We start from the raw sequence: 21,800 nt of genomic DNA, 5'->3' as shown, positions 1-21,800 counted from the left end.
GCCCTGACAAAAAGCGTTCGATTTCTTTTCACCAGAGTTGTAAATTATACAAGACCCAAATTGGTGCCCACGGGTAAACCCTCTTGCCCCATTTATAGGCCCAAAATAGTTGCCGGAAATCCGGGAGAACTCTGCCGCCGGCACTCTTCCAACTCTTCGCGTAGCAGCACTCTGCGCTGTGGTTCCGCACCTGCCACGCCCGCACTGCGCGTCACATCCAAGCGGCGCATAGCCCAAGCGGGCGTCCACAGCGCACTGGGAAATTCGCTCACATCCAGATGCTTGCAAACCCTGCATTCAATGAGGTGATCCCAAAGCCCGCGCCACTGCACAAACCGGGGCTGATTCCGTAGCACTCCGTCATAGCTGCGTGCCAGCATCGTCAAGCGCCCTCCTTTGCGCGACCAGGCATGCAAAGACTCAACTACCTCCTTTTCCCGCAGCGGCCAGTCATTGAAGTCTGCATCGCTCCACACCATGTTGAGCCAACCTTCCTCGGCAGCACGCGCCAGCGCGTCGCGCAGCAATTGCGAGAATTCCGAAGGCCCTGCAAAGGGGCCGCTCCATAGTGTGGGAGTCGTATCAGTCATCGGGATGCAACCAGCCTGAAGCGCACCAGTCTTCCAGCAAGACACGTGCGCCAGCACTCAGGCGCTTGACCTCCACTGTAGTCAATCCTCGGGTATTGGCCAACTGCTGCATCAGCGCAGCATCTTTGCCTGCCGCATTGAAACTCTCACCGTTGATGAACACATGGTCCGCGTCGTAGAGCATGCGGGTTTTGCGGTCCAAGCGCACCGAGCCCTGCACATCGCCATCACCGCCATCAAACCAGACCTGCGCCTTTGGCTCGCTCAGGTACTCTCCCAGGGCGCGGGCCACAGCCTTGGGGTCTTGCAAGGCTGCATGCAAGGCTTCCTGGGCAAAGTCCAATAGCGGTGCGGGCATGGCACCGCTGTAGACCACTGCGTCTTGCTTGGGGTCGCGGTACAAACTGGGGCTCACCTCGTCCACAGCCTGCTCAGCCAGCCGCTGCAAAATCTCATGCGCCAGTTCGGCCCGGTCTGGCGACCGAAAGCCAATGGAATAGGTCATGCATTCGCCTTCGGCCACGCCGTCGTGCGCGTACTTGGGGGGCAGGTACAGCATGTCCCCAGGTTCAAGCACAAATTCCTCTTCTGGTTCGAAATTCGCCAAGATCTTGAGTGGCATATCGGGCTGCAGGCTCAGGTCTTTCTGGCGGCCAATGCGCCAGCGACGGCGGCCATGGGCCTGCAGCAAAAACACGTCGTAGCTGTCAAAGTGCGGCCCCACGCCGCCGCCATCGCTGGCGTAGCTGATCATCACATCGTCCAGTCGCGCATCGGGCACAAAGCGGAATTGGCTGATCAGTGCATGCACGCGTTCGTCGTGCAAATCCACGCCCTGAACCAGCAAAGTCCACCCAGGCTGCTTGAAAGGTGGCAAAGCTTTGCGGGCAAAGGGACCGTGTTTGAAGCGCCAGTTCGGGGAGCCTTTGGCAGATGCCTGCACAACCAGCCGAGACTCCACATCCTCTTGGGCTGCCAGATCGAGCAATTCGGGACGGTCCAGCAAAGGCTGAAAGCCCGGAATGGCCTGGCGGATGACCAGCGGCTTCTTTTGCCAGTGGCGTTGCATAAAGGTCTGCGGCGACAAACCGCCCAGGAGTTGCAGGGGTTCTTGGATGTTCATGGGACAATTCTGCATGGAAATTACTCAACAATGCGTCGTTGCCCTGACCTGGACGCTGAAAGACACTTTGGGCGAAGAACTGGACGTTTTGGACGAGCCAGTGGAGTTTTTGCTGGGCGGCAATGACCTGCTTCCCCCGATCGAGGCGGCACTGCAGGGCCACATCGCGGGCGACGCCCTGGACCTTCAGATTGAACCCGAGCAGGCGTTTGGCGACTTCAATGACCAACTGCTGTTTCTGGAGCCGCGCGCCCTGTTCCCCGCAGAGCTGCAAGAAGGCCTGACCATGGAAGGCCATGCCCTGCCTGAAGGCTGCAACCCGGACGCCCCCAAAGACGCGCTCTATACGATCACTGACATTTACCCAGAGCACGTGGTGCTGGACGGCAACCACCCGTTGGCGGGCATTGCCATTCGCATCAGCCTGAAGGTGGAATCGGTGCGCGAAGCGACCGAAGAAGAAATTGGCCGTGGCACCGCTGGCACCGGCTTTTTCCGCATCCAGCCGGTGCACGCCTCTGCCCCCGGCAGCGACACACTGCACTAGAGCCGCATGCCGCAGCGGCTCAGGCCTTTCCGGTCGAGCCGTAGCCGCCCTCCCCGCGCTCGGACGCGGGGAATTCACTCACGACATTGAACTGCGCCTGCACCACCGGCACGATCATCAGCTGAGCGATACGCTCCATGGGTTGGATCGTGAATTCCACGGTGCTGCGATTCCAGGCGCTCACCATCAGCTGGCCCTGGTAGTCACTGTCAATCAAGCCCACCAGATTGCCCAGCACGATGCCGTGCTTGTGGCCCAGGCCCGAGCGCGGCAGGATCAGCGCCGCATACGCCGGATCTTCCAGGTAGATGGCCATGCCGGTGGGCACCAGCTGCCAGGCATTGGGCGCCAGGGTCAGCGGTGCGTCCAGACATGCGCGCAGGTCCAGACCTGCGCTGCCGGGTGTGGCATAGGTAGGCAGGTTGTCGTGCAGGCGGCTATCGAGGATTTTGACGTCAATTTTCATGGGCTGGGTTCAGTGGGTGGCACGTTGGCGTTTGGCAATTTCGGCAACCAGTTGCCGTGCCAACGCGAGTTTGGAGTTGCGGGGGAGTTCTTGGGCGCCCTGGGCATCAACCAGCAGCAGCGCGTTGTCGTCTTGCCCAAAGGTGGCGGGGCCGATGTTACCTACCAGCAGCGGCACACCCTTGCGCGCACGCTTGGCCGTGGCATGTGCCAGCAGGTCATGGCTCTCGGCCGCAAAGCCTACGCAGAACAGCGCACCGCTGGTGGCACGTGGCGAATGGGCGATTTCGGACAGGATGTCCACGTTCTCGACAAAGCCCAGCACGGGGGCATTGCCGGAGCCATCTTTCTTGATTTTCTGATCCGATGCCTGCGCAGGGCGCCAGTCGGCCACGGCCGCAGTTGCTACAAAAATAGTAGCTGCTCGCGCATATTCCACGCAGGCCAGATGCATATTTTGTGCAGATTTCACGTCCACACGCTGTACGCCACGTGGCGTGGGCAAGGCCACGGGGCCTGCAATCAGGGTCACATCCGCACCCGCTTCGCGCGCGGCACGGGCAATAGCAAAACCCATCTTGCCACTGGACAGGTTGGTAATACCGCGCACCGGGTCAATCGCCTCAAAGGTGGGGCCCGCGGTCACCAGCACCTGCTGGCCGGCCAGTACCTTGGGTTGGAAGAAGGCAATCACGTCTTCCAACAGTTCCTGCGGCTCCAGCATGCGTCCGTCACCGGTTTCGCCACAGGCCTGAAACCCGGAACCCACGCCCAGCAAGGTAGCGCCATCCGCCTGCAATTGCGCGAGATTTCTCTGGGTAGCGGGGTGCGCCCACATCTCGCGGTTCATGGCGGGGGCAATCAACAGCGGCACAGATTCGATGGGACGGGCCAGGCACATCAGGCTGAGCAGATCGTCGGCACGGCCGTGCAGCAGCTTGGCCATAAAGTCGGCGCTGCAAGGCGCAATCAGGATGGCATCGGCTTCGCGGCTCAGGTTGATGTGGGGCATGTTGTTGCGCTCGCGCGCATCCCACTGCGAGTCGTACACCGGGCGGTTGCTCAACGCCTGCATGGTCACAGGCGTGATGAATTGCGAGGCCGCATCGGTCATCACCACTTGTACCGTGGCGCCCTGTTTGATCAGCGCACGACACAGCTCAGCCGCCTTGTAGCAGGCGATGCCGCCGGTAAGCCCCAGAACAATGTGTTTACCTGATAAATCCATGGAGTGCCTCTAGAGCCGAGGACCGCAATGTAGCAGACGCCTATAATCTCGCTTTACCACCTCATCGAACCCATAGGTTCGCCCCTGACATGACCAAATTTGTCTTCGTCACCGGCGGTGTGGTGTCTTCCCTTGGCAAGGGAATCGCCTCAGCCTCCTTAGCTGCGATTCTGGAATCGCGGGGCCTGACAGTCACCCTCATCAAGCTTGACCCCTACCTCAATGTAGACCCCGGCACCATGTCGCCCCTGCAGCACGGCGAGGTGTTTGTCACCGACGACGGCGCAGAAACCGATCTGGACCTTGGACACTACGAGCGTTTCATCGAAACGCGCATGCGCAAAACCAACAACTTCACCACCGGCCAAATCTACAAGAGCGTGCTCGACAAAGAGCGCCGTGGCGACTACCTGGGCAAGACCGTACAGGTCATCCCCCATGTCACCAACGAAATCCAGGAGTTTGTGAAACGTGGTGCGCGCTTTGGCGAACCCGACGCGGTGGATGTAGCGATTGTGGAAATTGGGGGCACCGTGGGTGATATCGAGTCCCTGCCGTTCCTCGAAGCCGTGCGCCAGATGAGCTTGAAGCTCGGCCCCAACAACAGCGCGTTTGTGCACCTGAGTTATGTGCCCTGGATCGCCGCCGCTGGCGAACTCAAAACCAAGCCCACCCAGCACACCGCCAAGCAACTGCGCGAAATCGGTATCCAGGCCGACGCGCTGCTGTGCCGTGCAGACCGCCAAATCCCCGACGAAGAACGCCAGAAGATTTCGCTGTTCTCCAACGTGCCGGAGTGGGGCGTGATTTCCATGTGGGACGTGGACACCATCTACAAGGTGCCACGCATGCTGCACGAGCAAGGCCTGGACGGCCTGATCTGCGACAAGCTGCGCCTGAACACACCGCCCGCCAACCTCAAGCGCTGGGACGACTTGGTCTACGAAACCGAACACCCCCAAGGCGAAGTCACCATTGCCATGGTCGGCAAGTACGTGGACCTCACAGACAGTTACAAATCCGTCAACGAAGCGCTGCGCCACGCTGGCATGAAGAACCATGTGCGCGTGAAGATCGAGCATGTGGACTCCGAAACCATCGATACCGCCAGCGTGAACCAGCTGGCCAAGTACGACGCCATCCTGGTGCCCGGCGGCTTTGGCAAACGCGGCATTGAAGGCAAGATCAGCACGGCACGTTTCGCCCGCGAAAACAAAGTCCCTTACTTGGGCATCTGCCTGGGCATGCAGGTCGCGACCATCGAGTTCGCGCGCCATGTGGCAGGCCTCAAGGAAGCCAACAGCACGGAGTTCGAACCCGACAGCCCCAACCCCGTGATTGCACTGATCACCGAGTGGAAGGACGCGGACGGCACCATCAAGACACGCAACGCCAACTCCGATCTGGGTGGCACCATGCGCCTGGGCGCGCAAAGTTCCGACGTGACCAAGGGCACGCTGGCCCACAAGATCTACGGCAACGTGGTGACCGAACGCCACCGCCACCGCTATGAGGCCAACGTGAACTACCTGGACCAGCTGCGCCAGGCAGGTTTGGTGATTTCTGCACTGACCCAGCGCGAACAACTCACCGAAATCGTGGAATTGCCGCAAGCCGTGCACCCCTGGTTTGTAGGCGTGCAGTTCCACCCCGAATTCAAGTCCACGCCCTGGAACGGCCACCCGCTGTTCAATGCCTTTATCAAGGCCGCGGTAGACCACCAGTCCGAAGGCAAGAATCTGAAAGCGGTTGCCTGATGAAGCTCTGTGGATTTGACGCTGGACTGCAGCATCGCTTCTTCCTGATCGCAGGCACCTGCTCCATCGAAGGGCTGGAAATGTCCATCGAGGTGGCTGGCCAGCTCAAGGAAGCATGCACCTCTTTGGGCATCCCCCTGATCTACAAAGGCTCCTTCGACAAGGCCAATCGCTCCTCCGGCACCAGCAAGCGCGGCGTTGGCCTGGACGCTGGCCTGAAAATTCTGGACGAGGTCCGCCGCCAGCTTCAGTTGCCCATCCTGACGGATGTGCATGACGAATCCCATGTGGCCGAAGTCGCCAGCGTGGTGGACGTGCTGCAGACGCCGGCCTTCCTGTGCCGCCAGACCGACTTCATCCGCGCTGTGGCACAAAGCGGCAAGCCGGTGAATATCAAGAAGGGCCAGTTCCTCGCGCCCTGGGATATGAAGAACGTGATTGACAAGGCACGTGCCGCCGCCGAAGAAGCCGGGCTGTCGCCCGACCGCTTCCTCGCCTGTGAACGCGGTGTGAGCTTTGGCTACAACAACCTCGTAGCTGACATGACCAGCCTGGCGGAAATGCGCAAGTCGGGTGCGCCGGTGGTGTTCGACGTGACCCACTCGGTGCAAAAGCCCGGTGGCCTGGGTGGCACCAGCGGTGGTGCGCGCGACATGGTGCCCGTGCTGGCCCGAGCTGGAGTAGCAGCTGGCGTGGCCGGGCTCTTCATGGAGACCCATCCCCGCCCAGCCGAGGCCTGGTCTGACGGCCCCAATGCGGTTCCGCTGCGCCACATGAAGGCCTTGCTGGAAACCCTGGTTACGTTAGATTCCGTAACCAAAAAAACCCCGTTCCTGGAGAACAGTTTCGAGTAGTCGCGAGCATGATTCGGTCTGCTGTTTTTGTTTGTGTGTTTTTGAACTTGAAAGAAACCAATGAGCGCTATTGTTGATATCGTCGGTCGCGAAATTCTGGACTCCCGCGGCAACCCCACTGTCGAATGCGACGTGCTGCTGGAATCCGGCACGATGGGCCGTGCAGCCGTTCCCTCCGGTGCCTCCACCGGTTCGCGCGAAGCCATCGAGCTGCGCGACGGCGACAAGAAGCGCTACCTCGGCAAGGGCGTGCTCAAGGCCGTCGAACACATCAACACCGAAATCTCCGAGGCCGTGCTGGGCCTGGACGCTTCCGAGCAAGCGTTCCTGGACAAGACCCTGATCGATTTGGACGGCACAGAGAACAAGAGCCGTCTGGGTGCGAACGCCATGCTGGCTGTTTCCATGGCTGTGGCGCGCGCTGCGGCCGAAGAAGCCGGTTTGCCGCTGTACCGATACTTTGGCGGCATGCGCAGCGTGCAAATGCCCGTGCCCATGATGAACGTGATCAACGGTGGCGAACACGCCAACAACAACTTGGATCTGCAAGAGCTGATGATCATCCCCGTGGGCGCACCCAGCTTCCGCGAAGCACTGCGCTGGGGTGCCGAAGTGTTCCATGCGCTGAAGAAGATCCTGCACGACAAAGACATCAGCACCGCCGTGGGCGACGAAGGCGGCTTTGCCCCCAACGTAGAAAACCACGAAGCGGCCATCCAGATGATTCTGGAAGCGATTGACAAGGCTGGCTATGTGGCAGGCGAGCAAATCGCCCTGGGCCTGGACTGTGCGGCTTCCGAGTTCTACAAGGACGGCAAGTACCACTTGGCAGGCGAAGGCCTGGTCCTGTCGAACCAGGAGTGGACCGACATGCTGGCCACCTGGGTCGACAAGTACCCCATCATCAGCATCGAAGACGGCATGGCCGAAGGCGACTGGGACGGCTGGAAGATCCTGACCGACCGCTTGGGCAAAAAAGTCCAGATCGTGGGTGACGACTTGTTCGTGACCAACACCAAGATCCTGAAAGAAGGCATCGACAAAGGCATCGCCAACTCGATCCTGATCAAGATCAACCAGATCGGCACGCTGACTGAAACTTTCGCCGCCATTGAAATGGCCAAGTGCGCTGGCTACACCGCCGTGATCAGCCACCGTTCGGGCGAAACCGAAGACTCCACCATCTCTGACATTGCGGTGGGCACCAACGCCGGGCAAATCAAGACCGGTTCGCTGAGCCGCTCGGACCGCATGGCCAAGTACAACCAGTTGCTGCGCATCGAAGAAGACTTGGGTGATGTGGCCGTGTACCCGGGCCGTGCTGCCTTCTACAACCTGCGCTAAAGCGCAACCCGCCGCCCTGCCACCGTATGAGCAACCGACTTGTTCCAGCTGCGTTGATCGCGTTGTTGGTCATCTTGCACGCCCAGCTGTGGTTTGGGCGCGGCAGCGTTCCCAATGTGTCCCGGCTGGCCAGCCAGCTAGACACCCAGAAGCAGCACAACGCCCAGGCCGCCTTAGCGAATGAGCGCTTGTCCGCCGAAATCCATGACCTGCGGGAAGGCCTGGAGATCGTGGAAGAAAAAGCCCGCTCCGAATTGGGCATGGTGAAGGCCAACGAGATTTACGTGCAAGTGGCCCGTTGAACGGCTCTGTTGGCCGCATGAAAATTGCCATCCTGGGCGCGGAATGCAGTGGCAAGTCCACGCTGAGCCAGGCGCTTCTCGCACCGCTGGCCACCTTTTACCCTGAAGTCACCGTCATTGACGAGTACCTGCGCACCTGGTGCAACGCGCACGGCCGCCCACCCCAGGTGGATGAGCAGGCCCATGTGGCCCATACCCAGGCACAGCGTATCCAGCAAGCCACGGCAGCGTGCGTGGTCGCCGACACGACCCCCCTGATCACCGCGGTCTACAGCGATGTGCTGTTCAACGACCCCACGCTCTACCCCGAGGCCATTGCCTTTCAGCGCACATTGGACGTGACCTTGGTCATGGGACTGGATGTGGCATGGGTGGCGGATGGGATACAGCGCGATGGTCTCGCCATCCGGCAACGCATCGATGCGCGTTTGCGCGAGGTACTGCTTGCACACAAGGTGCCATTTGCCAGCGTGTACGGCCAAAGCTCCCAGCGCACCGAGGCAGCGCTCACCGCGATCACCCACGCCAGCACCAAACACCATGCACCACAAGACAGTGGCCAGCCATGGGTCTGGGTGTGCGACACGTGTTCCGATGCCGCTTGCGAACACCGACTGTTTAGCCGGCTGACGCAAAGTTCAATGGGGCGTTGAGCCACCCGCCACGCGCTGCACCGGCTCGGCAAACAGCTCCGCGGCGTCCACCGGGTCAAAGCGATACTGCACGCCGCAAAACTCGCAGGCCACTTCAATGTCTTCGCGCTCGGTCAGGATGGTTTCCACCTCATCCCGACCCAAGCCCACGATCATTCGGGCGACCCGCTCGCGGCTGCAGCTGCATACAAATCGCGGCGCCGTTTCCCCTTCCAGCGGTTCAAAGCGGACCAACTGCTCTTCCCAGAACAGCCGACGCAGGATCGTGTCCACATCCAGGTTCAGCAGCTCCTCACGCTTGAGGCTGCTGGCCAGCGTGGCGATGCGGTTGTAGTGTTCGTTCACTCCAATCGCGTCTTCGTTTTCTTTGGACACCATGCTGCCCGAGAGATTGCCCTGACCCGCCATGGGCAGCCGCTGGATGAGCAACCCCGCCGCCACCTTGTCGTTGGCGGCTAGCACCAGCGTGGTGTCCAACTGCTCACTCTGCAGCATGTAGTGCTCCAGCACCTCGCTAAGCTTTTCGATCGGGCGACCATGGTCATCAAACAGTGGCACCACGCCTTGGTAAGGCTGCTGCCCCGGGAACTTGGTCTTGGGATCGAGGGTAATAGCGCAGCGGCCCTGATTGCTGGCGTTCACCATCTGGCTCAGCGTCGCATCCGACGCCATGTCGCCAGCCACTGTGGCTGTGGCACGCAAGGTCAAGTCCGACTGCACCTCCACCACGGCCACCTTGACAGGCCCGTCGCCAAAAATCTGCAAAACCAGTGCCCCGTCAAACTTGATGTTGGACTGCATCAAGGTCGCCGCAGCCGTCATCTCACCCAGCATGTCCTGCACCGGCACGGGGTAAGCGCCCGTGACCGAGTTAGACGCCCTGCGCCGCAGTATTTCCACCCAGGCATCGGTCAAGCGCACGATGGCGCCCCGCACGGGTAAGCCATCAAACAAAAACTTGTGCAATTCAGACATGCACGTCTCCAGTCATGCCAGGCCCGAATGGCCCAGCGGGTTAAGCAATTTTCTTCAGCCCGTTTTTGAAACGCTGGGCATTTTCAATGTAGTGCAGTGCGCTCATACGCAGGCCGGCCTGCTGTTCGGGTGAAAGCTCACGCACCGCTTTGGCGGGGCTGCCCAGGATCATGGAGCCATCGGGAAACTCCTTGCCCTCGGTCACCAAGGCCCCGGCACCCACAATGCAGCCCTTGCCGATCTTGGCGCCATTGAGCACGATGGCACCGATGCCAATCAGCGAGCCATCGCCCACGATGCAACCGTGCAACATAACCTTGTGGCCCACGGTCACGTGCTCTCCAATGGTCAGCGGCTTGCCAATGTCGGCGTGCAGCACGCTCGCATCCTGAATATTGGAGCCTTTGCCGATGTGGATGGTCTCGGTATCGCCGCGCACCACCGCACCGAACCAGACGCTGGTATCGTCAGCCAGCTCCACATTGCCCATCACCTGGGCGCTATCGGCCACCCAGGCTGACGGGGCCACACGGGGTGCCACTCCATCGAGTTCATAAATGGCCATGTTGTACTTTCAGCAGCGCGCAAAACCTAGAATTGTAGAGATGGAACTCCGACACCGTGCGCTACACGTCTTTTGCCTGACCGATGCGCTTGAAAAGGCCGACGCAACACAGGCGCTGCGGGTAGACGCTCCCACACTCCCGCTGGACACCGCAGTGGTATTGCCCTGGCCAGAACAGCCGGGGCGGCCGCCGCAGCCTATTCAGGTGCACCCCAAAGATGTGCCGCGCCGCACCCCTTTCACGGCAGAGGGCCATGCCGCGCTCATGCACTCCATTGCCCATATTGAATTCAATGCGGTCAACCTGGCCCTGGATGCCATCTGGCGCTTTCCAGACATGCCAGCCGCGTACTACCTGGACTGGCTGCGCGTTGCCCAGGAGGAGGCCCAGCACTTCAAGCTGCTGCAGGCCCATCTGCGCGCCTGCGGGTATGACTACGGAAGTTTTCCCGCCCACGACGGCCTGTGGACCGTCTGCGACAACACCCGCCACGACGTGGTGGCCCGTATGGCCCTGGTCCCCCGCACCATGGAAGCCCGCGGGCTGGATGCCATACCCCTGATACAAGCCAAACTGCGCAAAGTGGGAACGCCTGACGCCTTGCAAGCGATGGCCATCCTGGATGTCATTCTGGAAGAGGAAGTGGGGCATGTGGCCATTGGCAACCAGTGGTACCACTGGCTTTGCAAAAAAAATGCACTGGAACCCGGCGCGTTCTATGCGCAGGCTGCTATCAAACATGCAGCACCCCGCCCCAAGCCACCCTTCAACCTGGAGGCCCGCAAACGGGCGGGCTTCTCGGACGCAGAGATGCAGGCCATGACTGCTGCCGCATGAGCCACATAGCCACGTCTAGAATGCACTGAACATTGCACTGCACCATGTCTGACTCCGCCCCAACCGTATCCAGCCCCGCCTCCATTGCGATTGCCCGCCAGGCCATCCTGGATGCCCAACGCATGGTGTTTGGCTACGAGTTGTTTGACCGCTCGGTGCAAGCCGACCAGCACACCGCCTCCAGCGACGCGCAGCTACTGTTCAACCTGCTGTCCATGGCAGACAACGAACTGCTGATGGACCGCAAAACCCTGTTCATCAACTGCACCCACGACAGCCTGGCCGGTGGCCATCTGGAACTCGTCGCCCCCGACCACATCGTGCTGGAGATTCCACCGCTCTCTGTCTCGGAAGTGGACCAGATCAAGACCCGTTTTCCCACCTTGCAAACCATCCATGACCGCGGTTTTCGGCTGGCGTTTGACTACTCGGTGCTCACCCGCTCCTACGAAGACTGGCTGCCCCTGGCGTCCTTCATCAAGTTTGATCTGTCGGTGCTCAAGCCGCAGGCGGTGGCCTCATTCATCAAACTGGCCCGCGCCAAGTCCAGCGCCGTGCTGATTGCCGAAAAGGTAGAGACCGCGCAGCAGCACGAGATGCTGCAGGAGCTGGGCATTACCCTGTTCCAGGGCTACTGGTTTGCCAAACCGGTGCTGGTCGAAGGCCAGACCATACGGCCGGCCCAAGCCACCATCCTGCAGCTCATCAACCTGGTGCGCAAGCAGGCCAGCACCAATGAGATCGAGGAAGTGCTCAAGCGCGACCCCACCCTGTCGTTCAACCTGCTTCGCTTCATCAACTCGGCGGGCTTCGGCCTGCGCACCGAAGTCACCTCGTTCAAGCATGCGGTCATGCTGCTGGGGCTCAAGAAGCTGTTCAAGTGGGCCGCCTTGCTGCTGACCACCTCGCAGGCAGGTGACACACCGCCTGCCGTAGGCACCACAGCCGTGGTGCGGGGCCGGCTTATGGAACTGCTGGCGGGCGAAACTCTGCCCGCCGACGAATGCGACAACGCGTTCGTGGTGGGCGTGTTTTCGCTGTTGGATACCTTGCTGGGCATTCCCATGCCTGCCGCCCTGGCCACACTCACACTGCCGGAATCGGTCACCAACGCTCTGCTCTATCGCACCGGTCCGCTGGCGCCCTACCTGCTGCTCACGGAGGCCTGCGAATCGGGGGACGATGACGCCTTTGCCCAAACCACAACGGCCTTGGGCCTGAGTAGCAACCAGGTGAACTGGGCCCACCTGCAGGCACTGGCCTGGGCCGAAACCTTGCTCGAATAAGCGCTACGCCGCTAGCCGCGTGGATGGTGCTGCGCGTGCAACGCTGCCAAACGCTCGCGCGCCACATGGGTGTAGATGGTGGTGGTGGAAATATCCGCATGGCCCAGCAGCATCTGCACCGAGCGTAAATCGGCCCCGTGGTTCAGCAAATGCGTGGCAAATGCGTGGCGCAGCGTGTGCGGTGACATAGGGGCGCGAATGCCCGCCGCCAGCGCATACTTTTTCACGATGCCCCAGAACATCACGCGGGACATGGCGGTACCCGCCTGCACACCGCGCGAGGTGATGAACAAGTCCTGCGTTTGTTTGGGGCCCAGCAACTCCGCGCGTGCCTGGCCCAGGTAGCGCTGCAACCACTGTGCCGCTACCTCGCCAAACGGCACCAGTCGCTCTTTCGACCCCTTGCCCAGCACCCGCAGCACGCCCTCGTTCAAGCCCAGGTTCAGCGTGCGCAGCGTCACCAGTTCGCTCACCCGCAGCCCACTGGCGTACATCAATTCCAGCATGGTGCGGTCGCGCACGCCCAATGCCGTGCTGGTATCCGGCGCAGCCAGCAAGGCCTCGACCTGGGCTTCGGTCAGGGTCTTGGGCACGCGCAAGGCCTGCTTGGCGGCTTGCAGCTTGAGCGTGGGGTCGGCCGCCACCAGCCCCTCGCGCAGGGCCCAGCGGAAGTAGCGCCTGAACACGGTCAAACGCCGGTTGGCCGTGGTGGCCTTGGTGTGCGCGTGTTGTGCGCCAAAGTAAGCCTGGATGTCGTGCTCCTGCACCGTCGGCAGGTCACGCCCCTGCAGCCACTGGGCAAACAGCGTCAAGTCGCGTCGGTAGGCCTGCAGGGTATTTTTGGACAGGCCCTCCTCCAGCCACAGAGCATCGATGAAGGCGTCCACCGACGCGGTGTCGGCGGCGACACGCTCGGTCATTCCAATTTCAGTTTGGCGGTCTCCACCACTTTCTTGTACACCTCATACTCGGCTTTGATCTGGGCCGTGAATTGCTCGGGCGTATTGCCAACGACCAAGGAGCCCGTCTCTTCGATGCGCTTTTTCACGGCCGGATCTTCCAGCACCTTACGCACCGCGGCATTCACCTTGTCCACCACTTCCTTGGGCAAGCCCTTGGGGCCGTAAATGCCGTAAAACGCCATGCGGTTCACTGGCTCCAGCCCCACTTCTTTGAAAGTCGGCACGTTGGGCATCTGGGGCAGGCGCTGCGGGGCCGCCACCACAATAGGCACCAGCTTGTTGCTTTGGATAAAAGGCAAGGCCGAGGGCAGGTTGTCAAAAATCAGCGGCACCTGGCCACCCACCGTGTCGTTCAGGGCCGGGCCAGCGCCGCGGTAGGGAATGTGCGTGATGAACACACCGGCCAGGCTCTTGAACAACTCGGTTTGCATATGGCCAATGCCGCCCGTGCCCGAGGAAGCGTACGAGTACTGGCCTGGATGGCTCTTGATTTCCGCCAAAAAGCCCTTGTAGTCCTTGGCCGGGAAGGTCGGGTGCACCGCAATCACATTGGGCGTGGCCGCAATGTTGACGATGGGCGTGAAGTCGGTGAGCGGGTTGTAGGGGTTCTTGGGGTTGATAGCCGGGTTGGCGGCCACGGTGGACACGGTGGCAATGCCCAGCGAATATCCGTCAGGCACGGCTTTGGCGGTTTCATTCGCTCCGACCACGCCGCCGCCGCCCGCCTTGTTCTCCACGATCACACTCTGCCCCAATACCTTTCCCAGCGGGTCGGCAATCACGCGGGCAATGATGTCCGTGGTGCCACCCGGGGCAAAAGGCACCTGTAGCTTGATGATTTTGTTGGGGTAACCCTGTGCCAGCGCAGTGCTGGAGGCGGCCACCAGGCCCAGGGTGAACAGCAGACGACGCATGTGATTTCTCCTGTGGAATTTGCCGAATGGTACCCCGCGCGCTTGCTTTCGCCATGCTGATTTGCGCGTACGTGGAAACCCGGGTGCCTGCCCCCCTGGCTGCTATCCTTGGCCTGTGAATTACGCCCAACTCCTCTTTCCCGATTTCTCCCTGATTCTGTGTGGCTACCTGGTGTGCCGCTACACCGCACTGAACCGGCCCGTGTGGGAGCAGGTGGAATCGCTGGTGTACTACTTCCTGTTCCCGGTGCTGCTGTTCCAGTCCATTGTCAAAAGCCCGCTGGACCTGGGGACTGCGTCCAGCCTCATTGGTGCGGGTTGGGCCAGCGGACTGGTGGGCATTGGCCTGGCTTATGCCATTCCGCACCTGCCCTGGCTGCGCACCCATGTCGATGCGCGCGACCATGCCTCCAGCGCGCAGATTGCATTTCGTTTCAATTCTTTCATCGGCCTGGCCATTGCCGATCGCCTGGCCGGCCCACAGGGCGTGCAGCTCATCGCGGTGCTGATTGGCGTATGCGTACCGCTGTTCAATGTGGCCGCGGTGTGGCCCATGGCACGCCATGCCCAGCGCGGCTTTGTGCGCGAGCTGCTGCGCAACCCGCTGATCATCGCCACCGCTACGGGCCTGGTGGCCAACCTGCTGGGCTTTGCCATTCCGGTATGGCTTGAGCCCACGGTGACCCGCCTGGGCGCAGCATCGCTGGCATTGGGGTTGATGGCTGCTGGGGCCGGCATGCAGCTGGGTGCGCTGGCGCGTGGCAAGGTGCTGGCCGTAGCGGTGATTGCCATTCGCCACCTGCTGACCCCCATTGCGGCCTGGGCCATTGCACGCGCTTTGGGGTTAAGCCCCACCCAAACCACCATGCTGCTGGCGTTCTCTGCCTTGCCCACCGCCTCCAGCTGCTATGTGCTGGCGGCGCGCATGGGCTACGACGGCGCCTACGTGGCCGCCCTGGTCACCGTGTCCACGCTGATGGGCATGGTCAGCCTGTCTTTTGCTCTGGGCGTGTTGCAGCGCCTCTGAGGCAGCGCTAATACCAATGCTGGAGCGCCTCGGCGTGCAGTACATGGCGCTGGCCATCCTGCGGTGCCCAGGACTCTGCACTGCAGGCCGCACGGGTCAGAAAATCCAGCATCCACAAATGCCGACGCAGCACACGCTGCTGGCGGTGGCCTATCAGCGGGTTGAAGATGCCGTGGCGGCTGAACAACTGGCGCGGGTTCTTCTTGATCCACAACCATGAGCCCATTTCCAGCGTCAATGGCAGGAACACCCGCTCCGGCACCTCACGCGACTGCAGGTACAGGTGATCCCACAGGTCCCCATGGGTCAGGTACTGCAGGCTCTGTGGTTCGAACACATAGGGATGGTGGTTGTAGGTCTGGCGAAAAATCACCTGCAACGCATACATTTCGGCCAGGTGGTCCAGCGGCTTGCGCGTGTGGGCAAACGGGAACCACAGCCGGTCACTCAGCCCAAAGCCCGAATGGCAATCCACCGACATGCTGAAGGGCCGCGGCAACAACTCCTGCGCCACCACCTCGCACACGGCCTGGCTCTCCTCTTCCATGGGTGCGCCCGCGACACCACGGTACCAGGGCAGGCGGGAACTCAGGCGCTGGCCGCCCACCCAGGTGGGCACCGGCTCCAGCGCGTCCACCGGCGCATTGCGCATCAGGTCCACACCACGCGGGTTAGCGCGTGTACCCAGCGCCATGCCACCGGGGTTCACCAGCGGCATGAAGACCAGGCGCAACGACTCCAGCTGCCGGTGCAGGGTGTGGTCCCAGTTCAGGCGCATGACGATACTGAGCAGGTAGGCCATGACCACCTCAGCCCCAATACGCTCCAAGCCATGCACGCCGCCAAAGAAACCGATGGCTGGCACCTGCGGGTCCGGATTGCCCAGCGCAACCGTGTAGACCGGCAGATTCACCCCACGGCAGTCCACCTGGCGCACCACGCGGGTCTCCACACGGTCCCCCGCGAGCTGGAGAATCCGCTCCAGTTCGGTCAATGCGGCGAGTGCGCGGTGTTGCAAAACCTGGCTCCTTGTTGGGCGCCAGCATAGCGGCACAGCACGAATTTTCAGCATCCTGAACGCACTTGATGACAATGCACCACACTGCCATGAAACCGTCACACAGGACTCCTAGAGTGGCTGCATCTGCAACCCACCGGGAGCCCACCATGATCCTTAAGCTACTAGGACTGCAACGTTTGCTGGACGAGCTGTTCGAAGACAACTGGCTGGAGCCAGTGGCGTTGATCGAGGTCTAACATGCGCAAGCGCACAACGCCCTCACGCCCCTTCCTGCTGCCCTGGCTCGCGGTCACGCTGGCGCTGGTACAGGGCGTGGGCGAACTGCTGGCATTGCAACGCACCCACCTTCCCCGCAAACGCCACTGACCCTACACTGCCCGCATGAAAATTTTCAGGCGGCTGGTTCTGAGTTTGTTGGTATTGGTGGTTGTCGCAGTTGCGGCGCTGGCCTGGATGCTGGGCCACCCGCCCAGCCTAAGCGGCTTGGACCGCTTGCGCTGGTCCGCCCCCCCTCCTCCGCCCCAGGCACCATTACGGGTCAGCTTCCTGGGCGTGGCCACCGTACTACTGGACGACGGTGAGACCGCCCTGCTCACCGACGGATTCTTTTCCCGCCCTGACAAGCTCACCACCTTTTTGCGCAAGGTGGAGCCCGATGTGGCTGGCATTGCCGCCGGCCTGCAACGCGCCGGCATTCCCCAGCGCACGGGCAAGCTGGCGGCGGTGATTCCCCTGCATTCGCACTACGACCACGCCATGGACGCGCCCGAGGTGGCCAAGCGCACCGGGGCCTTGCTGCTGGGCTCGTCCTCCACCGCCATGGTGGGCCGTGGCTGGGGCCTGCCCGAGGCACAGATTCGCACCGCACAGCTGCGCACGCCTTACACCTTTGGCCGTTTCACCGTCACGCTCTACCCCGCACTGCACACGCCCACCGGTTTTACCGGGGGCGAGATCACCACGCCGCTGGTGCCACCCGCCCGCGCCACCGACTACAAGGAGGGCCAGAGCTATGTGGCCCGCATCGAACACGATGGCCGCACTCTGCTGATCACCAGCACCGCAGGCTTTGTGCCCGATGCGCTCAAGGGCGTGCAGGCCGATGTGGTGATGCTAGGCATAGGCGCCATGGGCCCGCGCAGCGAGGAACACAAGGAGGCCTATTGGCGCGAGACCGTGGCGGCTGTAGGTGCGCGCCGTGTGATTCCCATCCACTGGGATGACTTCTGGATCCCGTCCACCCTGCCCATGCAGCCCATGCCGGCTCCGTTGGACGACTTTGAGGCTTCCATCGCCTTTCTGCAACGCAAGGGCGCGCAGGACGGGGTGGAGATTCGCCTGCCGCTGGTGTGGAAGGCGATGGATGTGTTTGCGGGGCTGCCGCCGCGCGTCAAGTAAGCGTGGCCAATGGCGCCGCAGCCAAACCGGCTGCGCGCGCCTGCTGCAGAAACGCCTGGCCCGCCGCTTCAAAGCCACTCACCGGGCTCATGCAGTCGGTCAGCAGCACGGTCTGCTGCAGGCGGGGCGTGGGCAAGTTCGCCATCATGTCCGTCACAGATGCGGCCACACAGTGGCTTAACGCCTCGCCCGCTACCAAAAGCGTAGCGCCTGGCGCAGACAGAATGCGGACTAGCGGCTGATTGAGTAGTGTGCGGTCATCATCGGCACGCGGCACCTCGGCCTTGAAGGCGCTGTACTGCTCGGTCATGGGGTTCTGCCCCTTGAGCACCTTGTTGCAGGTGCGACCGGTCTCCTGCTCCCAGTAGGCAATCGCCTCGCCCAAGCCCGTGTGGATGTTGTGGCCCCAGGTGCCCAGCACACAGTGCACCGGCCACACAATGAGCTGGCGCTGGCTTGTGGCTTCCAGCGCTTGCAGGTAGGCCACCACCTCGTCGGTGCGCCCGGCATGGCGCGGCCGGAAGCTGCCTTGCTGCACGTCAGCGGCGGTGACCAGGGTGAAGGGGGGCACCGCGCTGCCGTCAGCCTGCTGCCAAAAGGTGGTGCGCTCCACGCCCACGCTGGCGTGCGAGTCCAGCGTCACGGTGAGGCTGCGCACCTGCGCTGTGTGCCTGTGCAGCCACGCGGCCAGGCGGTCCATGTCGGCGTTGGCACCCGGCACGGGCAAGGCAGCACCAGCGATGTCCAGAAAATCGTTTTGCGGGTCAATCACCAGCAGGTCGTACAGCGGCATTGGGCGTTCACTTTCAGGTGGTGTGTTGCAGGGCCCACTGCACGTGCTCTTGCACCAGCGGGTCGGGGTGGTTGGTGCGGCGTTGCAAGGACTGCACCATGGCGGCGCGTTGCTCCACGCTCAGGCCCGCGCCATGCAGCGCATTGCCCATGGCCACGGCCACATTGCGCAACCAGCGCACGTGGCCGATGCGGCGGATCGGGCTGCCCTCGGTGTGCCGCAGGAACGTGCCTTCGGTCCAGTCCAGCAGCGTGGCCAGTTGCATGCCGGTCAAGCCTTCGCGCGCATCAAAGTCGGGCAAGGCGCTGCGCTGGGCAAACTTATTCCAGGGGCAGACCAGTTGGCAATCGTCGCAGCCGTAGATGCGGTTGCCCATCAGCGGGCGCAGCTCCAGCGGAATCGGCCCCGCGTGCTCGATGGTCAGGTAGGAGATGCAGCGCCGCGCATCCAGCCGGTGCGGCGCGATGATGGCCTGCGTGGGGCACACGGTGATGCAGGCGCTGCAGCTGCCGCAGTGCGCTTGCACCGGGGCGCTATCGGGCAGCGCCATGTCCACGTAGATCTCGCCCAGAAAAAACATGGAGCCCGCTTCGCGGTTCAGCAGCAGCGTGTGCTTGCCGCGCCAGCCCTGGCCGCTGCGCGCGGCCAGTTCGGCCTCCAGCACGGGCGCACTGTCGGTGAACACGCGGTAGCCCAGCGGCCCCATGTGCTCGGCCATGGTGTCGGCCAGTTTTTGCAGGCGGTTGCGCAGCACCTTGTGGTAGTCCCGCCCACGGGCGTAGACCGACACAATGCCCTCGCCGGGGCGCTGCAGGCGTGCCAGTTCGGTGTCCTGCCAATCTTCCGCCGTGTCGCGTGGCAGGTAGTCCATGCGGGCGGTAATCACGCTCACGGTGCCCGGCACCAGCTCGGCCGGGCGGGCCCGTTTGAGGCCGTGGTGGGCCATATAAGCCATGTCACCGTGGAATCCTTGCGACAACCAGGCCAATAAACCGGCTTCTGCAGACGACAAATCCACACCAGCCACGCCAATTTGGGAGAATCCAAGTTCGCGGGCCCAGGCCTGTATCTGCACAACCCACGGGTTGCCCTCTTGCCCACTGTCTGATTGAGCGTTGATTTGAGTGCTGTTGATCGTCACCACCCCATTGTAGAAAGCAGCCTGACCCTGGCGTGGGCGGACGAATCGGCCACCCACGCGTTTGCCGCCCACTGGGCCGCGCAGCCCGCGCTGGCCAATGCCTTCATTGCGCTGCATGGCGACCTGGGCGCAGGCAAGACCACCTTGGTGCGCCACCTGCTGCAGGCGCTGGGCGTGACCGGCCGCATCAAAAGCCCCACCTATGCCGTGGTGGAACCCTACGAGCTGGACGCGCTCAACATCTGGCACTTTGACTTCTACCGCTTCAGCGACCCGCGCGAGTGGGAGGAAGCCGGATTCCGTGACATCTTTGCCAGCCCCGGCCTGAAGCTGGCCGAGTGGCCCGAGAAGGCGGTTGGCATGCTGCCCGTGGCCGATGTCGACCTGCACATCCGCACGCTGGACGATGCGAGCCGCCTTGTCACCCTCACGCCGCACACCGCCACCGGTGTCGCGTTGCTGCAGCCCCTGCGGCACCTGCCCGAGGCGGCGACATGAAGCGCCGCACACTGTTGCAGGCGGGCAGCATCGTGCTGACCCTGGGCGCTGCCGAACTGGCGCGCGGCGCCACCATCATGACCGTGCGGGTGTGGCCTGCGCCCGAGTACTCGCGCGTCACCATCGAGTCCGATGCATCACTGGTCACCAAGCAACTCTTTGTGCCCAGCCCGCCGCGGCTGGCGGTAGACATTGAGGGCATCACGCTGAACCCCGCCCTCAAGGAGCTGGTGGCCAAGGTGCAAGCCGATGACCCCAACATCGCCGGCATTCGTGTGGGCCAGTTCACGCCCACCGTGGTGCGGCTGGTGGTGGACCTGAAACACGCCATTCGCCCCCAGGTGTTTTCGCTGAGCCCGGTGGCGGCCTACCAGCATCGGCTGGTGCTGGACCTGTACCCGGTGAACGAGGTGGACCCGCTGGAGGCCCTGATTGCCGAGCGCCTGACGGACAACGCCAAAGCCGCGGCAGCCACTCCACCCAAGCCCGCCGCCAGCAGCGACCCGCTGGACGCATTGATTGCTCAGCACACGCAGCGCCCAGCCTCCAGCCCTGTAGTGCCGGGCACCGCCATCGCCCAGAACGCTCCTAAAACAGGAGCTACTCGCACAGATTCCACGGGGGCTAGCGGCTCAAATGGCACTAAAGTACCGCTTCCAACCAGCCCCACAACGCCCACCACCGAGCGCCTGATCATCATTGCGCTGGACCCTGGCCACGGCGGTGAAGACCCGGGCGCCATCGGCCCCGGTGGCACCAAAGAAAAGGACGTAGTGCTGAAACTGGCCCACCTGCTGCGCGAACGCATCAACAACGCCAGCGTCAACGGCAACGCCATGCGCGCCTACCTGACGCGCGACGCCGACTTCTTTGTGCCGCTGGGTACCCGCGTGCAAAAGGCGCGCCGCGTGCAAGCCGACCTGTTTGTCAGCCTGCATGCCGATGCGTTCTTCACCCCCGACCCGCAGGGCGCCAGCGTGTTCGCGCTGAGCCAGGGCGGCGCGTCGAGCAGCGCGGCGCGCTGGATGGCAGCCAAGGAAAACAAGGCCGACCTGATTGGCGGCCTGAACGTGAAAGCCAAGGACGCCACGGTGCAGCGCGCGCTGCTGGACATGAGCACCACCGCTCAGATCAACGACAGCCTGAAGCTGGGCAGCAACCTGCTGGGCGAGATCAAACGCGTGGGCAAGCTGCACAAACCCAAGGTCGAGCAGGCCGCGTTTGCCGTGCTCAAAGCGCCCGACATTCCCAGCGTGCTGGTAGAGGCCGCCTTCATCAGCAACCCCAGTGAAGAGATCAAGCTCAACAGCGAGGATTACCAAAACCAGCTCGCCGATGCGCTGATGCGCGGCATTGAGAGCTACTTCGCCAAGAACCCGCCGCTGGCGCGCAACCGCACGACCAGCTAACCCTCCAGCCTGCACCTCCGGTGCCAGCACCAGACCCGAAAAGGCGGCCAAAACACCGCTTAATTCGGCGATTACAACTAGGTGCTAACCCTAGACTGATTCCCTCAATA

The 21,800-nt window shown here is 62.4% G+C and carries 24 protein-coding genes; 13 read left to right on the top strand and 11 right to left on the bottom strand.

The window, feature by feature from the left end:
- Positions 1-92: 92 nt before the first annotated feature.
- Together J2X15_RS15530 and J2X15_RS15525 are read right to left on the bottom strand one after the other, a co-directional pair.
- The gene (locus J2X15_RS15530) at positions 93-590 is read right to left on the bottom strand and encodes a hypothetical protein (protein WP_310344348.1); all 498 of its coding nucleotides are present in this window, start codon (positions 588-590) and stop codon (positions 93-95) included.
- Positions 583-1,713 (bottom strand): JmjC domain-containing protein, encoded by a 1,131-nt coding sequence (locus J2X15_RS15525; RefSeq protein WP_310344346.1) that lies wholly within the window; start codon positions 1,711-1,713, stop codon positions 583-585. The genes J2X15_RS15530 and J2X15_RS15525 overlap by 8 nt, the downstream gene beginning before the upstream one ends.
- A gap of 13 nt (positions 1,714-1,726) precedes the next feature.
- Between J2X15_RS15525 and J2X15_RS15520 the strand changes: the two genes are divergently transcribed.
- Positions 1,727-2,260, top strand: a complete 534-nt coding sequence (locus J2X15_RS15520; protein ID WP_310344344.1) for an FKBP-type peptidyl-prolyl cis-trans isomerase — start codon at positions 1,727-1,729, stop codon at positions 2,258-2,260.
- A gap of 19 nt (positions 2,261-2,279) precedes the next feature.
- Here J2X15_RS15520 and dut read toward each other — a convergent pair whose 3' ends face one another.
- Both dut and coaBC read right to left on the bottom strand, forming a co-directional pair.
- Positions 2,280-2,726 (bottom strand): dUTP diphosphatase, encoded by a 447-nt coding sequence (gene dut / locus J2X15_RS15515; protein WP_310344342.1) that lies wholly within the window; start codon positions 2,724-2,726, stop codon positions 2,280-2,282.
- Positions 2,727-2,735: 9 nt separating this feature from the next.
- Positions 2,736-3,953 (bottom strand): bifunctional phosphopantothenoylcysteine decarboxylase/phosphopantothenate--cysteine ligase CoaBC, encoded by a 1,218-nt coding sequence (gene coaBC, locus J2X15_RS15510; protein ID WP_310344340.1) that lies wholly within the window; start codon positions 3,951-3,953, stop codon positions 2,736-2,738.
- An 89-nt stretch (positions 3,954-4,042) separates the two neighbouring features.
- Between coaBC and J2X15_RS15505 the strand changes: the two genes are divergently transcribed.
- From J2X15_RS15505 to J2X15_RS15485, 5 genes are read left to right on the top strand one after another with little or no spacing between them, the layout of a single operon-like run.
- Complete coding sequence (locus J2X15_RS15505; RefSeq protein WP_310344338.1) at positions 4,043-5,710, top strand: CTP synthase; 1,668 nt, start codon at positions 4,043-4,045, stop codon at positions 5,708-5,710.
- On the top strand, positions 5,710-6,564 hold the full coding sequence (gene kdsA, locus J2X15_RS15500) for a 3-deoxy-8-phosphooctulonate synthase (protein ID WP_310344337.1): 855 nt from the start codon (positions 5,710-5,712) through the stop codon (positions 6,562-6,564). Before J2X15_RS15505 ends, kdsA begins: the two co-directional genes overlap by 1 nt.
- 60 nt (positions 6,565-6,624) lie before the next feature.
- A complete protein-coding gene (eno, locus tag J2X15_RS15495; protein WP_310344335.1) occupies positions 6,625-7,908 on the top strand; it encodes a phosphopyruvate hydratase in 1,284 nt (427 codons plus the stop codon).
- Positions 7,909-7,934: 26 nt separating this feature from the next.
- Positions 7,935-8,210, top strand: coding sequence for a septum formation initiator family protein (locus tag J2X15_RS15490; protein WP_310344333.1), 276 nt, complete (start codon positions 7,935-7,937; stop codon positions 8,208-8,210).
- Between the two features lie 17 nt (positions 8,211-8,227).
- Positions 8,228-8,863, top strand: a complete 636-nt coding sequence (locus tag J2X15_RS15485; protein ID WP_310344332.1) for an AAA family ATPase — start codon at positions 8,228-8,230, stop codon at positions 8,861-8,863.
- Here the strand turns inward: J2X15_RS15485 and hslO are convergent.
- On the bottom strand, positions 8,849-9,838 hold the full coding sequence (gene hslO / locus J2X15_RS15480; protein ID WP_310344331.1) for an Hsp33 family molecular chaperone HslO: 990 nt from the start codon (positions 9,836-9,838) through the stop codon (positions 8,849-8,851). The two genes, J2X15_RS15485 and hslO, sit on opposite strands and share 15 nt — an antisense overlap.
- A gap of 40 nt (positions 9,839-9,878) precedes the next feature.
- On the bottom strand, positions 9,879-10,403 hold the full coding sequence (locus J2X15_RS15475; protein WP_310344329.1) for a gamma carbonic anhydrase family protein: 525 nt from the start codon (positions 10,401-10,403) through the stop codon (positions 9,879-9,881).
- Positions 10,404-10,443: 40 nt separating this feature from the next.
- Between J2X15_RS15475 and J2X15_RS15470 the strand changes: the two genes are divergently transcribed.
- Both J2X15_RS15470 and J2X15_RS15465 read left to right on the top strand, forming a co-directional pair.
- Positions 10,444-11,241: a ferritin-like domain-containing protein gene (locus tag J2X15_RS15470; RefSeq protein WP_310344327.1), complete on the top strand. Its 798-nt coding sequence runs from the start codon at positions 10,444-10,446 to the stop codon at positions 11,239-11,241.
- Positions 11,242-11,285: 44 nt separating this feature from the next.
- On the top strand, positions 11,286-12,527 hold the full coding sequence (locus J2X15_RS15465) for an EAL and HDOD domain-containing protein (protein WP_310344326.1): 1,242 nt from the start codon (positions 11,286-11,288) through the stop codon (positions 12,525-12,527).
- An 11-nt stretch (positions 12,528-12,538) separates the two neighbouring features.
- Here the strand turns inward: J2X15_RS15465 and xerD are convergent, their stop codons facing one another.
- Positions 12,539-13,447: a site-specific tyrosine recombinase XerD gene (xerD, locus tag J2X15_RS15460; RefSeq protein ID WP_310344324.1), complete on the bottom strand. Its 909-nt coding sequence runs from the start codon at positions 13,445-13,447 to the stop codon at positions 12,539-12,541.
- Positions 13,444-14,403 (bottom strand): tripartite tricarboxylate transporter substrate binding protein BugE, encoded by a 960-nt coding sequence (locus tag J2X15_RS15455; protein ID WP_310344322.1) that lies wholly within the window; start codon positions 14,401-14,403, stop codon positions 13,444-13,446. The genes xerD and J2X15_RS15455 overlap by 4 nt, the downstream gene beginning before the upstream one ends.
- Before the next feature lie 115 nt (positions 14,404-14,518).
- On the opposite strand from J2X15_RS15455, the gene J2X15_RS15450 reads away from it, so the two are divergent.
- Positions 14,519-15,430, top strand: a complete 912-nt coding sequence (locus tag J2X15_RS15450) for an AEC family transporter (protein WP_310344320.1) — start codon at positions 14,519-14,521, stop codon at positions 15,428-15,430.
- 7 nt (positions 15,431-15,437) lie between these two features.
- Here the strand turns inward: J2X15_RS15450 and J2X15_RS15445 are convergent, their stop codons facing one another.
- On the bottom strand, positions 15,438-16,448 hold the full coding sequence (locus J2X15_RS15445) for a M14 family zinc carboxypeptidase (protein ID WP_310344318.1): 1,011 nt from the start codon (positions 16,446-16,448) through the stop codon (positions 15,438-15,440).
- A gap of 240 nt (positions 16,449-16,688) precedes the next feature.
- Between J2X15_RS15445 and J2X15_RS15440 the strand changes: the two genes are divergently transcribed.
- Both J2X15_RS15440 and J2X15_RS15435 read left to right on the top strand, forming a co-directional pair.
- The gene (locus J2X15_RS15440; RefSeq protein WP_310344316.1) at positions 16,689-16,817 is read left to right on the top strand and encodes a hypothetical protein; all 129 of its coding nucleotides are present in this window, start codon (positions 16,689-16,691) and stop codon (positions 16,815-16,817) included.
- Positions 16,818-16,832: 15 nt separating this feature from the next.
- Complete coding sequence (locus tag J2X15_RS15435; RefSeq protein ID WP_310344314.1) at positions 16,833-17,849, top strand: MBL fold metallo-hydrolase; 1,017 nt, start codon at positions 16,833-16,835, stop codon at positions 17,847-17,849.
- On the opposite strand, the gene J2X15_RS15430 is transcribed toward J2X15_RS15435, so the two are convergent.
- Positions 17,842-18,642: a cysteine hydrolase family protein gene (locus J2X15_RS15430; protein WP_310344312.1), complete on the bottom strand. Its 801-nt coding sequence runs from the start codon at positions 18,640-18,642 to the stop codon at positions 17,842-17,844. The two genes, J2X15_RS15435 and J2X15_RS15430, sit on opposite strands and share 8 nt — an antisense overlap.
- A gap of 13 nt (positions 18,643-18,655) precedes the next feature.
- Positions 18,656-19,711: a tRNA epoxyqueuosine(34) reductase QueG gene (gene queG, locus J2X15_RS15425; protein WP_310344391.1), complete on the bottom strand. Its 1,056-nt coding sequence runs from the start codon at positions 19,709-19,711 to the stop codon at positions 18,656-18,658.
- Positions 19,712-19,762: 51 nt separating this feature from the next.
- On the opposite strand from queG, the gene tsaE reads away from it, so the two are divergent.
- The gene (gene tsaE, locus J2X15_RS15420; protein ID WP_409034292.1) at positions 19,763-20,281 is read left to right on the top strand and encodes a tRNA (adenosine(37)-N6)-threonylcarbamoyltransferase complex ATPase subunit type 1 TsaE; all 519 of its coding nucleotides are present in this window, start codon (positions 19,763-19,765) and stop codon (positions 20,279-20,281) included.
- Entirely contained in the window at positions 20,278-21,690 is a 1,413-nt protein-coding gene (locus J2X15_RS15415) for an N-acetylmuramoyl-L-alanine amidase (RefSeq protein WP_310344310.1), read from the top strand. The genes tsaE and J2X15_RS15415 overlap by 4 nt, the downstream gene beginning before the upstream one ends.
- Positions 21,691-21,800: the final 110 nt, after the last annotated feature.

The organism is Rhodoferax saidenbachensis (assembly GCF_031457975.1).
In the GTDB taxonomy this organism is placed as follows: domain Bacteria; phylum Pseudomonadota; class Gammaproteobacteria; order Burkholderiales; family Burkholderiaceae_C; genus Allorhodoferax; species Allorhodoferax saidenbachensis_A.
This window is presented reverse-complemented; position numbering and strand designations above follow the sequence as displayed.

Excerpts from the sequence above, each read along its gene's own strand:
- J2X15_RS15530 (WP_310344348.1), bottom strand. The coding sequence starts at position 590 with ATGACTGATACGACTCCCACACTATGGAGCGGCCCCTTTGCAGGGCCT.
- J2X15_RS15525 (WP_310344346.1), bottom strand. The coding sequence starts at position 1,713 with ATGAACATCCAAGAACCCCTGCAACTCCTGGGCGGTTTGTCGCCGCAG.
- J2X15_RS15520 (WP_310344344.1), top strand. The coding sequence starts at position 1,727 with ATGGAAATTACTCAACAATGCGTCGTTGCCCTGACCTGGACGCTGAAA.
- dut (WP_310344342.1), bottom strand. The coding sequence starts at position 2,726 with ATGAAAATTGACGTCAAAATCCTCGATAGCCGCCTGCACGACAACCTG.
- coaBC (WP_310344340.1), bottom strand. The coding sequence starts at position 3,953 with ATGGATTTATCAGGTAAACACATTGTTCTGGGGCTTACCGGCGGCATC.
- J2X15_RS15505 (WP_310344338.1), top strand. The coding sequence starts at position 4,043 with ATGACCAAATTTGTCTTCGTCACCGGCGGTGTGGTGTCTTCCCTTGGC.
- kdsA (WP_310344337.1), top strand. The coding sequence starts at position 5,710 with ATGAAGCTCTGTGGATTTGACGCTGGACTGCAGCATCGCTTCTTCCTG.
- eno (WP_310344335.1), top strand. The coding sequence starts at position 6,625 with ATGAGCGCTATTGTTGATATCGTCGGTCGCGAAATTCTGGACTCCCGC.
- J2X15_RS15490 (WP_310344333.1), top strand. The coding sequence starts at position 7,935 with ATGAGCAACCGACTTGTTCCAGCTGCGTTGATCGCGTTGTTGGTCATC.
- J2X15_RS15485 (WP_310344332.1), top strand. The coding sequence starts at position 8,228 with ATGAAAATTGCCATCCTGGGCGCGGAATGCAGTGGCAAGTCCACGCTG.
- hslO (WP_310344331.1), bottom strand. The coding sequence starts at position 9,838 with ATGTCTGAATTGCACAAGTTTTTGTTTGATGGCTTACCCGTGCGGGGC.
- J2X15_RS15475 (WP_310344329.1), bottom strand. The coding sequence starts at position 10,403 with ATGGCCATTTATGAACTCGATGGAGTGGCACCCCGTGTGGCCCCGTCA.
- J2X15_RS15470 (WP_310344327.1), top strand. The coding sequence starts at position 10,444 with ATGGAACTCCGACACCGTGCGCTACACGTCTTTTGCCTGACCGATGCG.
- J2X15_RS15465 (WP_310344326.1), top strand. The coding sequence starts at position 11,286 with ATGTCTGACTCCGCCCCAACCGTATCCAGCCCCGCCTCCATTGCGATT.
- xerD (WP_310344324.1), bottom strand. The coding sequence starts at position 13,447 with ATGACCGAGCGTGTCGCCGCCGACACCGCGTCGGTGGACGCCTTCATC.
- J2X15_RS15455 (WP_310344322.1), bottom strand. The coding sequence starts at position 14,403 with ATGCGTCGTCTGCTGTTCACCCTGGGCCTGGTGGCCGCCTCCAGCACT.
- J2X15_RS15440 (WP_310344316.1), top strand. The coding sequence starts at position 16,689 with ATGCGCAAGCGCACAACGCCCTCACGCCCCTTCCTGCTGCCCTGGCTC.
- J2X15_RS15435 (WP_310344314.1), top strand. The coding sequence starts at position 16,833 with ATGAAAATTTTCAGGCGGCTGGTTCTGAGTTTGTTGGTATTGGTGGTT.
- J2X15_RS15430 (WP_310344312.1), bottom strand. The coding sequence starts at position 18,642 with ATGCCGCTGTACGACCTGCTGGTGATTGACCCGCAAAACGATTTTCTG.
- J2X15_RS15415 (WP_310344310.1), top strand. The coding sequence starts at position 20,278 with ATGAAGCGCCGCACACTGTTGCAGGCGGGCAGCATCGTGCTGACCCTG.